The 13,160-nt window shown below is 60.6% G+C and carries 10 protein-coding genes; all 10 read right to left on the bottom strand.

The genetic code is table 11. From position 1 onward, the window contains the following. Nucleotides 1-73: 73 nt before the first annotated feature. Nucleotides 74-1,417, bottom strand: a complete 1,344-nt coding sequence (gene pmbA, locus A3GO_RS0112420) for a metalloprotease PmbA (protein ID WP_029133667.1) — start codon at nt 1,415-1,417, stop codon at nt 74-76. A gap of 22 nt (nt 1,418-1,439) precedes the next feature. Then, a complete protein-coding gene (gene tldD, locus A3GO_RS0112415; RefSeq protein WP_029133666.1) occupies nt 1,440-2,882 on the bottom strand; it encodes a metalloprotease TldD in 1,443 nt (480 codons plus the stop codon). Nucleotides 2,883-3,026: 144 nt separating this feature from the next. Further along, nucleotides 3,027-3,848 (bottom strand): carbon-nitrogen hydrolase family protein, encoded by an 822-nt coding sequence (locus A3GO_RS0112410; protein WP_029133665.1) that lies wholly within the window; start codon nt 3,846-3,848, stop codon nt 3,027-3,029. Nucleotides 3,849-4,021: 173 nt separating this feature from the next. Then, a complete protein-coding gene (locus A3GO_RS0112405) occupies nt 4,022-8,380 on the bottom strand; it encodes a YhdP family protein (RefSeq protein WP_029133664.1) in 4,359 nt (1,452 codons plus the stop codon). A 169-nt stretch (nt 8,381-8,549) separates the two neighbouring features. Then, on the bottom strand, nt 8,550-10,004 hold the full coding sequence (gene rng, locus A3GO_RS0112400) for a ribonuclease G (protein ID WP_029133663.1): 1,455 nt from the start codon (nt 10,002-10,004) through the stop codon (nt 8,550-8,552). 9 nt (nt 10,005-10,013) lie between these two features. Next, complete coding sequence (locus A3GO_RS0112395) at nt 10,014-10,601, bottom strand: Maf family protein (RefSeq protein WP_029133662.1); 588 nt, start codon at nt 10,599-10,601, stop codon at nt 10,014-10,016. Between the two features lie 198 nt (nt 10,602-10,799). Continuing rightward, nucleotides 10,800-11,270, bottom strand: coding sequence for a 23S rRNA (pseudouridine(1915)-N(3))-methyltransferase RlmH (gene rlmH / locus A3GO_RS0112390; protein ID WP_029133661.1), 471 nt, complete (start codon nt 11,268-11,270; stop codon nt 10,800-10,802). A 153-nt stretch (nt 11,271-11,423) separates the two neighbouring features. Beyond that, on the bottom strand, nt 11,424-11,651 hold the full coding sequence (locus tag A3GO_RS0112385) for a hypothetical protein (RefSeq protein ID WP_029133660.1): 228 nt from the start codon (nt 11,649-11,651) through the stop codon (nt 11,424-11,426). Between the two features lie 149 nt (nt 11,652-11,800). Beyond that, nucleotides 11,801-12,772 (bottom strand): helix-turn-helix transcriptional regulator, encoded by a 972-nt coding sequence (locus A3GO_RS0112380; RefSeq protein ID WP_029133659.1) that lies wholly within the window; start codon nt 12,770-12,772, stop codon nt 11,801-11,803. A gap of 28 nt (nt 12,773-12,800) precedes the next feature. Next, entirely contained in the window at nt 12,801-13,160 is a 360-nt protein-coding gene (gene rsfS / locus A3GO_RS0112375; RefSeq protein ID WP_029133658.1) for a ribosome silencing factor, read from the bottom strand.

The raw sequence follows: 13,160 nt of genomic DNA, 5'->3' as shown, positions 1-13,160 counted from the left end.
TGGAGGAGTGCTAATTGGGACCTGTTGGTCCCGTTTCTTTTTTCAGCACCTGGAATTTCCGACCCGATTGATTTCACTCACCGGCAATGGTCATCTGCTCGATCAGCAGAGAACCGGTGCGGATGCTGCTGCGTCGCTCTTCGTCGTTGCCAACCGCCAGCAGCTGGCTGAACATCTGTTTCAGGTTGCCGGCGATGGTGATCTCTTCCACCGGAAACTGGATTTCACCCTGCTCCACCCAGAACCCGGCAGCACCCCGTGAGTAGTCGCCGGTGACCATGTTGACGCCGTGGCCCATCATCTCCGTGACCAGCAGGCCGGTGCCCATTTCCCGCAACAGTCCATCCAGGTCCTGTTCACCCGGTGTGATACTGAGATTGTGCACGCCGCCGGCGTTGGCGGTGGACTGCAATCCCAGTTTTCTCGCCGAGTAACTGCCCAGTAGATAGGTCTGTAGAACGCCGTCCTGAATGATCGACTTGTCATAGGTGGCGACCCCCTCGCTGTCGAACGAGGCGCTGCCCAGTCCTCCTGGTATCCGGGGTTGCTCCTGAATCTGGATATGGGCGGGAAAAATCGGTTCACCCAGATGATCGAGCAGGAAGCTGGCCTTGCGGTACAGGCTGGAGCCGCTGATGGCGCTGATCAGGCTGCGCAACAGGCTGCCGGCGATGTCGGCGCGAAAAATGACCGGTGCCTGCCGGGTGCTGAGCTTGCGCGCGCCCAGGCGGGCCAGGGTACGCTCGCCGGCTTTTCTGCCCACATCAAACTCCGATTCCAGGTCTTTGGCGTCACGGCTGACGGTATACCAGTAGTCCCGCTGCATGCTGCCGTTCTGCTGGCCGATCACCGAACAGCTGAGGCTGTGGCGGCTGCTGGGATAACCGCCGATGAAGCCGTGACTGTTGCCGTAGACATGCAGGCCGCTGTGGCTGTTGACGCTGGCCCCTTCGGTGTTGCTGATGCGCGGGTCCAGCTCCAGTGCGGCGCTCTCGCAACGCTTGCCCAGTTCGATTGCGGTTTCCGGGGTGATATCCCAGGGGTGGTAGAGGTCCAGGTCGGGGATATCGGTGGCCATGCGGTCGGCATCGGCCAGGCCGCTGCAGGGGTCGTCATTGGTAAAACGGGCGATGTTGCAGGCGGCCCGTACCGTGTCCCTGATGGCCTCCGGTTTGAAGTCCGAGGTGCTGGCGGTGCCCTTGCGCTGTCCGAAGTAGACGGTGATCCCCAACCCCTGGTCACGGGTATGTTCGATGGTTTCCACCTCGCCCTTGCGTACGTTGATGGCGAGGCCGCTGTCGCTGGAGACGGCAGCCTCCGCGGCGCTGGCACCCTGTTGCCGGGCCTCATTCAGCAGGTCGTTAACCATCTGTTCAAGCTGCGCCTGGCGCGCTGATATCTGATACTGCTCACTCATGGATCTGTCTCGCTGCAAGGGTTCAGGCGCTGGTGCCGCCGACGGTGAGGTTGTCTATTTTCAGGGTGGGCTGGCCGACCCCAACCGGCACGCTCTGGCCGTCCTTGCCGCAGGTGCCGACGCCGGCATCCAGTTCCAGGTCATTGCCGATCATGCTGACCCGGGTGAGCACCTCCGGACCGCTGCCGATCAGGGTGGCGCCCCGCACTGGCCGGGTCACCTTGCCGTTTTCGATCAGGTAAGCCTCGCTGGCGGAGAAGACGAACTTGCCCGAGGTGATGTCCACCTGGCCGCCGCCGAAATTGACGGCGTAGAGGCCCTGTTTGACCGAGGCGATGATCTCCCCGGGATCGTGCTGGCCAGGCAGCATATAGGTGTTGGTCATGCGCGGCATGGGCAGGTGGGCATAGGACTCACGGCGGCCGTTGCCGGTGGAGTTGACCCCCATCAGATGGGCATTGTGCTTGTCCTGCATGTAGCCCTTGAGGCGGCCGTTCTCAATCAGTACCGTACATTGGGAGGGGGTGCCCTCGTCGTCCATGTTGAGTGAGCCGCGCCGACCCGGCAGGGTACCGTCGTCCACTACGGTACAGCCGTCCGCCGCGACCTTTTCCCCGATACGGCCGGAGAAGGCGGAGGTGCCCTTGCGGTTGAAGTCGCCTTCCAGTCCGTGGCCGATCGCCTCGTGCAGCAGGATGCCCGGCCAGCCGGCTCCCAGCACCACGGTCATGCCGCCGGCCGGCGCGTCTTCCGCCTCCAGGTTCACCAGCGCCTGACGCACCGCCTCCCGGGCATAGCCCAGGGCGCGCTCCTCGTCGACAAAGAACTGGAAGCTCTCACGCGCACCACCGCCGCTGGAACCCTGTTCACGGCGTCCATCCGCCTCGACAATCACGTGCACATTGCAGCGCACCAGCGGGCGCACATCGCCGCACAGGGTGCCATCACTGGCAGCTACCATCACCACGTCATGGGCCGCCACCAGACTGGCGATCACCTGCTGCACCCGTGGGTCCTGACGCCGTGCCTCGGCGTCCAGCTTGCGCAGCAGGCCGATCTTCTCATCCTCGGTCATGGTCTCCAGGGGATTGAGCGGGGCGTAGAGCTGGCGTTGCGGGGTGGTGCGACTCAGCCGGGTCTGGCCCTGGCTGCCGGCGCGGGCAATCGCACGGGCGGTGCGGCCGGCCTCCATCAGGCTCGGCAGGGCAATCTCATCGGTATAGGCGAACCCGGTCTTTTCGCCACTGATGGCGCGCACCCCGACGCCCTGCTCGATGTTGTAGTTACCGTCCCGGATAATGCCGTCCTCCAGCACCCAGGATTCAAGCCGGCTGGCCTGAAAATAGATATCGGCGGCGTCGATCTGTGAGGTGAGCAACTGATCCATCACCCGATCGAGGTCGCTGTCGCTCAGTGAGGCGGGCGCAAGGAGGGTGTTATGTGCGATTTGAATGGCGTCTGACATGCTGATGTTTGCTGAATCCTGCTGTTGCTGAAGCCGAGGAGGCCTCAGGCTTAAGGTTGAATCAATGAATATAGTCCATGAACCCCTACAGGGTCGCTTCGTCCGGTGCTGTCGTTGTCTGTTAGGGTAGACCGCGCCGGGTTGCTAGAGTTTTCGGTGATTGATGGTTGGAAAGTTGCGTCGCAGCGAGGCGAGGTAGCCGAGGTCGAGTTTACAACTGACCGAACCGGTTCCTCGGGGCACCTGGGCCAGGATGTTTCCCCAGGGGTCCACGATCATGCTGTGGCCGTGGGTTTCACGGCCGTTGATGTGAAATCCACCCTGGGCGGCGGCGACCACGTAGGAGAGGTTTTCAATCGCCCGGGCCCGCACCAGCGTATCCCAGTGAGCCTTGCCGGTAATGGCGGTAAAGGAGGAAGGCATGCAGGCGATCTCCATGCCCTTGTCCAGCAGTTTGCGAAACAATTCGGGAAAACGCAGGTCGTAGCAGACCGCGATACCCAGCTTGCCGAAGGGCGAGTCGAGCACCACGATCTGCTCGCCCGCCTCAATGGTTTCGGATTCCGCGTAGCGTTCGTTGGCCTCGACCAGGTTGACATCGAACAGGTGAATCTTGTCATAACGGCCGACCCGTCTGCCCTGGTCGTCGTAGACGATGCAGGCGGCGCGCACCTTGCTGTTGTCGTGCGCTTCCAGCGGGATAGTGCCGCCTACCACCCAGATCTCATGACGCTTGGCCAGCTGGCGGAGAAACTCCTGCAGCGGGCCGTCATGGTCGATTTCCCGCAGGGCGCAGAGATCCCGGTCCCGTTTGCCCATGAAGGCGAAGTTTTCCGGCAATACCACCAGCCCGGCACCATTCTCCACCGCCTCGGTGACCAGCCGTTCCACCTCCAGCAGGTTGGCGCTGACATTGGGTCCGGTTGCCATCTGTATGGCGCAAACTCTGTTTTTCTCTCTGCTCATGTTGGACGCGTATTTTCCCTGGGGTTCAAAGACAACGACCGCTGCTGCGGTCTGTCCGGAGCATAGCATTAACCCTGACTTCGGACCAAGTAGGGGCAGGCACGGGGGCCTGCCCTAACGGTGCATGACGCATCCCGGAATAGTTGAGGGGCGTTGCAGCACGAAACTTTTGTTCACGGCTTGTCCGGCGTGGACTGTGGATAGGTGGGGCCGGTGGGTTTGATCTTCTCCAGCAGGCGGGAGAAGAACCCGGAGGGTTTGTCCGTGTTTTCCTCCGCCGGTGCTGTGCGTGTGCCGGCAGTTTCCGTGCCCGAGGTGTCGGGTGTTGCCGAGGGGGGTTCCTCACCAACTAAACCCTCGGTGGGATCTGGTTCTTCGGCAGTAGCGGTGGGCTCCTGTCCTTGCTGTGCCTGGTTGCCGCCTTCCTGATTGTCCCGTGTTTTCGGTGTCAGTATCGGCTCGTCCCAACTGCCGGTTGCCATGTATTCCAGCCGGGTGACCCGGTCGATGGAGTCGCCCATCAGTTGCTGGGCCAGGAACAGGGCGGCACCGACCGCCGGTCCACCGGCGATGGCGCCGGCCAGGGGGATGCTGGAGGAGATTTTCGGGGTAATGGTCACCAGAGCGTCAAAGTCTTCATCGCCCAGGCCAATCCGACCCGAGAGCTCAATGTTGGCTGAGGGGCCTTTCATACGGAAGTTGTTGGTGTAGGCATCACCGGTATCCAGCAGGAATTCGCCTTCGATACTGTCGAAGGCGAAACCCTTTTTGAAGATGTCGCTGAAATCGAGAGTCAGGCGGCGTCTGAGAGCCCCCAGGTTGAACAGACCGAACAGCCGCCCTACGCCGGGGTCGACCTTCAGAAAACGGCCCTTGCCAACCTGTATCCCCAACTGGCCACTCAGTCGCCGGGTACTGAAGTCGACGGGTGATCCCTGCCAGTTAAGGCGGCTGTCGAGCTCAACCGGTGCGCCATCGATGTTGTCTGACAGCTGCATGTCCCTGAGTGCGGCACCGAGGTTGCGGCTGGAGAGTGCGATATCAATCCGGGAGCTGGACTCCGGGGCCTGATCCAGCTGCCAGTTTCCGGTGGCCGAGAGTTGCAGGCGATCCGAATTGAGCGACAGGGTCTGCAGTGTCAGGCCATTGTCACGACGTTGGGTAATCAGCTGCAGTTTGCCAAACGGTTTGCCGTTGATGTTGACCTTGGACACCTGTGCCTCGATGGCTGGTATCCGGTTTGGATCCAGTTGTTCCTGTGCCTTCCGCGGCGTCGTGTCCTGGGTGTTGAACAGGTTGTCATCAATGGTCAGGTCCAGGTGATCGAGGGTCAGTCTGATGGGAGCCTCCAGCAGACGCAGCGGCACCACGACTTCGCCGGCAAAGTGGCTGCTGCTGAATTGCCCCTTCCGTTCCCGCTGATCACGCGCCAGATCAAGATTAAAGTCGGTCACCGCCATCTGTTTGTACTGCAACTGATCGGCAGTCAGCAGGAGGCGTTGCGGCATGGCCGTTTCGGTGTCGCTTGCGGGGCTGTCGAGCATACCCAGCCAGGGATCCAGTCGCAGGCGCTTGAGTCGGGCGGTAACTGCAGTTGAGCGGGAGGGTTTATGCGGTAGCAGGATAGCGCCCTCGGCCCAGTCGCTGATGATATTTCCTTCCCAGTGAGTGCCTCCCCGGTTCAGCGTGAGACCTACCTGGTCTGTCTGTTGTGGGCCTATCTCCAGTTTATCTATCTCCAGTGCCAGACGATTGAGCGGTGGCAGCCGCGGGGCGGATTCCGTTGACTTGAGGCGGTCAAGCCAGGGCAGCAGTTGGAGTCGCTCCAGTCGTCCGGTCAGCTCAAGCCCCGCGGATTTTGGCAGTTTTGCCAGCTCACCGCCCAGTACAATGCCGCCGCGCTGGAGTTGGGGCTGGTCAGGTCGGCTGCGATCGATGGCCAGCGCCATGTCGATGCGGTTGTCATAGCGGATGTGCAGTTGTTGCTCCGATTTGCCGCCGAGCCGGGTCTCCAGCAGCAGTGGCTGTGATGTATCCGCCTCCTTGCCCAGCGGCGCTGGCTGGTCGATGCGGATGCCAACCAGATCCGTGCTGGCGCGCACCGCTACCGGGGCATCCGGCCCGGCGGCGATATGGGGTATATCCAGGTCCAACTGCCAGTGGCTGCTGCCCGAGACAAACGTACCCAGATCGATCGACGGGAGCTGCCGCTGCAGGGTGCTGACGGGGACCGCCCCCGTGGCAGTAATGCGGGTGGCGTTACGGTTTGACTTGGGGGTCGAGACATCGACACGGATCGGTTGGTCAAACACCTTGCCGGTGATGCCTTTGGCAAAGATGTGATCCTGATCGAACTGCAGATCACCGCGGATATCGCTCAGCGCCATCTGCCACTGGCTCAGTCGTAGCGTGGAGTCAAGAAAGCCGAGCCGGCCGTCCAGCTTGAAATCCGAACCATCATCGATGGGTAGGCTGAAGGCGAGGTCGAGTCGGGTCATGCCGTCGCCTTCCAGGTCTTTTACCAGGGGAGCGAAATCGGTCTTGAGGGGAGACTCCAGGAGCAGGCGGAGGTGATCGGTGAACGGCCCCTCTACGCTGCCGTTGAGTTCCAATGGTGAGGTGAGCGCCAGCTCGGAGATCCTGGCGTGGGCGGCGCTGAGCCGGCTGTCGAGGATCTCGCCACTGCTGGCCCAGGCATCAAAGCTGTTGTTGAGGAAGCGCACATCGGCATTCAGACTTCTCAGCGCCGGCCATTCCGGCCAGTAGTCTAGTTGCAGATTCTCTACCTTAAAAAATACCTCGAAGCGTCCGCTCTGGGTCTTTTCGAAGGGAAAGTCCGCCAGTGGACCCCGTACCACCACGCTCCCTTCGGTGACATGGCCGCTGCCGATGCTGCGATCCACCCAGGCGACCACGTTGTCGCCCATGATGCCCGCGGGCAGATAGCGGTGGGTGGTGCTGGCGTCGCCATCCCAGAAATCGCCCTGCAGATCCAGGATTGGTGATGCCTGATCAGCGCCGGGAAGGGTCATGTGTATTCGGCTCAGGGTGTGAATATCGTCGTTTTCCGCCAGCAGCTTATCGGTTGAAATGACCAGATCACCCTCCTGCCCGTATTGCCAGGTCAGATCGCCCTGCAGACGCCGCAGCACCAGGGGGTCCCGGAACAGGTCGGCAAAGTCCAGGGAGACATCTGTTGCGTCGAGGGCAATGGTGCCTTGCCGGGCATCCATCCAGAAGGCCAGCGGCAGGTTATGAACCCCTGGCAGGCCTTCCCAGGGCTGGGAGGTGAATTCTGTGACTTCGCCACTGGCCGACCAGCGGTCGCCCTGCTCCCGCTGCTGGAAGTCCAGCCGCAGGTTGTTCAGGCTGCCGTTTGCCTTTACCTGCTTCAGCATCTGCTCAAGGCCGCTGTTGGGCAGTGGGAAGAGTGTGCTGATGGCATGAATATCTTCCACGCGCAGTCGACTGCTGCCGGCGCGGATACGCCAATCGCCCTGCTTATCCTGCAAGGCGGTGACACCCACCTGTGACCTTGGCCAGTCGCGGCCATTGCGCTGGATCTGCAGGTCGACCAGGTCCAGCTGCCAGCCGTCGGTTTGGCGCTGCAGACGGAGGGCTCCCGCAGCCTTGTCCAGGTTCAGTGTGCTGGCAGTTTGCTCCGGCTTACTGGCCTGTCGGGTAATGGCAACCTGTTCCCAGCGGGTGGTTCCTTCCAGGTTGATCAGGCCCTTGTGGTCCCACTCGCCCCAAAGTTTTATCTCCGCCTGACGGTTGCTGAAACGATACTTTTCCGCTACCCGGCGATTGAGCAGGAAGGCCAGGTCGATGCCGCTGCTCTGCATGTAGCTGCTGGCGCTCCAGGTGTTGATCTTGTCCAGCTGGCCGCGCAGGTCGATGGCCAGTTCTATCTGGCCAGGACGTTCCCCCGGCAGGGTGATGCTGCCGTTCAGTTGATGCCGCGCGCCGCTGTTACGCAGTCTCAGGTTGACGTCAGTCAGTCGCAGCGGCGGGACGTTGATCATCTGGTCCTCCCAGATGAGCTCGCCTTTTTCCAGGCTCAGATGGGTCGGCAGGAGAAATGCCGAACTTCCGTCGCCGGGGTTGATCTCATTCAGTTCATCCAGATTGCCGACGGTGATGGAACCGTTCTGCCGACGTATGACCCTGAGCCTGGGTGAAATGAAGGAGACCTTGCGCACCACCGGGGTCAATTGACGCAATGAGTCAATCAGTCCAATGGTAATGCGCACCTCTTCCAGATAGAGGGTGGGCTTATGGCTCTCGGGATTGATCAGCTGCAGGTCGTAGAGGATCAGCTCCGGACCCACGCCCCGCCAGTTGCCCCGGAGCCTGCCCACTTCGACTGGCTGTCCCAGCAGTTCGCTGGCCCAGTCGGCCACGTCGGCACGATATTGCGCTGCCAGGGGGGCCAGCAGTCGGCCGGAGATGACCAGTAGTCCGGTCAGGATTATCAGCAGGATCAGCAGCCGTCGGGCGGTTCTGAGTGAAAAATGGTAGAGGCGCTTCATCTGGTCCTGTTAAACAAATGCACGGTGCCAACCCTCGGGAACAGGGTCAATTTTTCCCATGACTGTAGTGCTGTTTCGCTCAGACACGGTAAGGCCAGGGCGCTCGATGCGCCATATCCGGCAAAAAAATGGCCTTTGTCGCTCTGTATCAGCATAGCGTCAGCAGACCCTAGATCAGCACCACATCATAGTGTTCCTGGCTGTACAGCGACTCTGCCTGCAACCGTATGGTTTTACCGATAAAGCTGCCGAGTTCCGCCAGGGTGGCGGATTCTTCATCCAGCAGCCGGTCCACCACTTCCTGGGAGGCTAGCACCAGCAGTGATTCCACATCAAACTGCCTGGCCTCGCGAAGGATTTCGCGGAAAATCTCATAGCAGGTGGTTTCGGCGGTTTTCAGTGAACCACGACCGCCACAGCAGGGGCAGGGCTCGCAAAGGATATGCTCCAGAGATTCCCGGGTGCGTTTGCGGGTCATCTCCACCAGACCGAGTGATGAGACTTCGGTGATGTGGGTCTTGGCATGATCACGCGCCAGGCATTTCTCCAGTGCCCGCAGCACCTGGCGCTTGTGCTCATCCTCCACCATATCGATGAAGTCAATAATAATGATGCCGCCGAGATTGCGCAGGCGCAGCTGCCGGCAGATCGCCTGGGCCGCCTCCATGTTGGTCTTGAAAATGGTCTCTTCCTGATTGCGGTGTCCGACAAAGGCGCCGGTGTTGACGTCGATCGTGGTCATCGCCTCGGTCTGGTCGATAATCAGATAGCCGCCGGACTTGAGCACCACCTTCTGCTCCAGCGCCTTCTGGATCTCGTCTTCTACGCCGTACAGGTCGAAAATGGGCCGTTCGCCGGGATAGTATTCGATCTTCACCGCACTGTCGGGGATCAGTTTTTCGGCAAACTGGGTCAGTCGCTGCCAGCTCTCCCGCGAGTCGATGCGCAGGCGTTCCACATCGGCCGTGATCAGATCACGCAGGGAACGCAGATAGAGGGGCAGGTCTTCATGGATCAGTTGTCGTACCGGTGAGGTCTGCAGCCGGTCCTGGATGGCGTGCCAGAGCCGTGTGAGAAAGCGGATATCCGATTTCAGCGTCTCTTCATCCACCCCTTCGGCGGCGGTACGAATGATGAAATTACCGCTCAGTGAGGAGTCACCAAAGAACCCGGTGACGATCTCGCGCAGCCGGTTGCGCTCGGCCTCGTCCTCGATTTTCTGTGATACCCCGAGGTTTGTCAGTTCCGGCATAAAGACCAGATAGCGGGAGGGAATGGAGATGTGGGTGGTCAGTCGGGCGCCCTTGGTGCCCAGTGGGTCCTTCACTACCTGGACAATCACCTCGGCGCCTTCGCGAACCAGTGAGTTGATGTTGCTGTCACTGTTGACCGAATCGCCATTGCTGATGTCTGAGGCATGCAGGAAGGCGGCACGTTCCAGACCGATGTCAACAAAGGCCGCCTGCATGCCGGGCAACACCCGGCACACCTTGCCTTTGTATATGTTACCGACCAGCCCCTTGCGCTGGGTGCGTTCAATAATGATCTCCTGCACCACGCCGTTCTCAATAACTGCGACCCGGGTTTCGGGCGGTGTGACGTTGACCAGTATCTCTTCACTCATGGACTATCTCTATTGGTAATCGAGTGGGGTGATTCCCGCCCGCTGCAGTAGCTCGCCGGTTTCGAACAGTGGCAGCCCCATGACGCCGGAGAAACTCCCTTCCAGCCGGGAGATGAACAGCGCCCCCATGCCCTGGATTGCATAGCCACCTGCCTTGTCCGCCGGTTCATTGCTGTCCCAGTAGGCCGCGGCCTCCTGCGGCTGAATGGGGCGGAAACTGACCTTACTGACGCTCAGCCGCGTCTCTTCCCGTTGATCGATCAGGGCGACTCCGGTAAGGACCTTGTGGGTGGTGTCGGAGAGCAGTTCCAGCATCGCGATGGCGTCATCCCGATCCCGTGGCTTACCCAGAATCCGTCGGTTTACCACGACCGCGGTATCGGCCCCCAGCACTGGCATTGGTGTTTTCTGGTTGGTCGCCTGTCGGCCGGCCCGGGCCTTCTCCAGGGCCATGCGAATGACATACTCGGATGGCGCTTCTCCCGGCAACGGGGTCTCATCGATGGTGATGCCCACTACTGTGTGGTGGACCCCTATCTGCAACAGGAGTTCACGCCGTCGCGGTGAATGGGAGGCAAGATAGATCAGCGGCTGCATGATAAGCCTGTGTTTCTGCTTCTGGATGAACCGGTAGTTATTCTAACAGCGCGTCATTAATTATTATCAGGTCCCGGGATGGCTTCCTGTCCTGCCCGGAGCTCCCATTGACCTTAACCGCTAACCCTACACCAGTGAGAAAATGAAAGACAGTAAAGAATGTCCTATGGATCTGCGGGATGGGAGAGGGATCGCGCTTCAGGCGCGGTGATAGGGGTGATTGCGCAACAGGCTCCAGGCCCGATAGAGCTGTTCCGCCACCACCACCCGTACCAGTGGGTGGGGCAGGGTCAGTGGCGACAGGGACCAGCGACCGTCCGCCTGCTGCAGGCAGGTCTCGGCCAACCCCTCCGGACCACCCACCAGAAGCGCGATGTCCGGGCCGGCGGCCATCCAGTCGCCGATCTGTGCAGAGAGCTGTTCGGTGCTCCAGGCCTTTCCCCGGACATCCAGGGCAATGATACGGCATCCCTTGGGGATCGCTTTCAGCATCCGCTCCCCCTCCTCCCTGACGGTGCGCGCCACATCGGCGCTTTTGCCCCTGTGGCCGGGGGCGATCTCGACCAGTTTAAGGCCGCACTCCAGCGGCAGGCGTTTGGCATACTCCTGATACCCCTCCTGTACCCAGCGGGGCATTTTGTTTCCGACGGAGATGAGGTGGATGATCATGGGCTGGGGAGGTCTCACCATAGTTGCTTGCGATGGGGCTGCCGCGGGCATTGTAACAGGGAAAGCGGCAGGGTGGTTTGCGGTTCCAGACCCTGTTGAGCGGGTTTTCGCCGAAGTGACCTGTCTGCGATGTGGCGGCTGAAATCAGCCGGTTCACTCTCCCAGTCGGTTGACACCGAACAGGATGGCCAGGAACCAGGTGATCCGCCGTGGCTGTATCATGAACCAGCCAACCACCGGCAGTATGCCCAGCAGGAAGAAACCGGTGGTGTAACAGTCACGGGGCAGCAGGCCCAACAGGATAAGCCACAGACATAACCACAGCACAAACAGCAGGCTGAGTCGCTGAACCAGTTTTGACAGGTTTTCCGGGGTCGACATGTCGGCATTCCATGCAAGTTTTGTCGGGTCCGGGGGGTAGGGGACCTTTAATGATTTGCGGGTCACACTGGCCCGGTCTGTCCCGCAGGGTAGTCCATCTACCAGGGGAATCCCGTTCATTATAAAGAACTGAATTCGGAATGTGTAGTCTATTTTTTCTGGTACTGCGCCAGGGTGGCGGAGAGTTGTTCCTGTACCTTCTGGCGCAGTGGGTCGGGGGCTAGCACCTCCACATCGGCGCCATATTTGAGGATGTCCATCAGCAGTTCCCGGTCGTTTCCATAAGGAAACTTCAACTCATAGTGGCCGGTGCCGGAGAAGAATCCCTCCTGTTGGGGGTGCCATGTCTCCTTTGCAACCCAACGCGCCCGCAGCGGATGGAAGCGCAGGTGGGCAGTCTGTGCCGCCCGGCCGGAGAAGATGCCGTAGCTGGCGTTGAAGTGTTCGTTCAGCTCCTCATCGGTCTGTTGTACGGCCGCCTCCGGGATGATCCGTGCGCTTTCGATGGCGTCCAGTGCGAAGGTCCGCAGCCCCTCCCGGAGATGGCACCAGGCATCCAGATACCAGTTGTCGCGGTAGTAGGTGAGGCGCTGGGGTGACAGGTTTCTGCTGCTGGTCTGGTCGCTGCTGCGCTGGTAGTAGTTGATCTGCAAGCGCTTTTGCTGTGCCAATGCGGTGCTGATGGTCTGGAATTGGTCACCCGCCGGGCGCGAGGCGGCCCGCAGGATGCGGACCCGCTGGCACAGCGATGCCCCGCCCATCCCCTGCGCATTGAGCAGCGCTTCGATACGGCTCTTCAGCGGCGCAAGCTGCTGTTCAAGCAGGCCCGGCTGGACATTCTCCAGCAATTGTTGCGCGCTCAGCAGGGCATGCAGTTCGCTGCTGTTGAACCAGACGCCCGGTAATTCGTACATCTCCCCTTCATTGGGATCGTAGAAATAGCCGTTCAGCTCCCGGTCATATTTGATCGGCGCATTGAGGTAGAGCCGCATGGCTTCGATGATCCGCTTGGCGGTGGCGCGCGAACACTCCAGCTCCTGTTCTATGCGCTGTCTGGGGACCGGGTAGCGGGCGGCGCTGAGCAGTTTATGCAGATCAAAAATGCGGTCGAATCGATCCATCGGTGAGGGTTGGTGGGTAGATGGGGTGTCAGTGCCGGGTCGCTTTCTGCGCGCTGTCCGCCGGTACATCGAGATCCCACAGCCGCTCCAGCTGGTAGAAGTCCCTGACCTTGGTCTGCATGACATGAACCACCACGCCGTTGAGGTCCACCAGCACCCATTCGCCCTCTTTCAGTCCCTCAACGCCCAGGGGCGTCTCACCGGCATCTTTGGCCTGGAAGGCGATGGTTTCCGCGATGGAAGTGACGTGTCGGTTGGAGGTGCCGCTGGCAATGATCATCAGATCGGTGATGCTGGTCTTGCCCCTGACATCAAGGACTTTGACATCGAGTGCCTTCATGTCGTCAAGAATTTTCAATATGAGGTCGCGAAGTTCGTCTGTCTGCAT

The organism is Sedimenticola selenatireducens DSM 17993 (genome assembly GCF_000428045.1).
Classification (GTDB): domain Bacteria; phylum Pseudomonadota; class Gammaproteobacteria; order Chromatiales; family Chromatiaceae; genus Sedimenticola; species Sedimenticola selenatireducens.
This window is presented reverse-complemented; position numbering and strand designations above follow the sequence as displayed.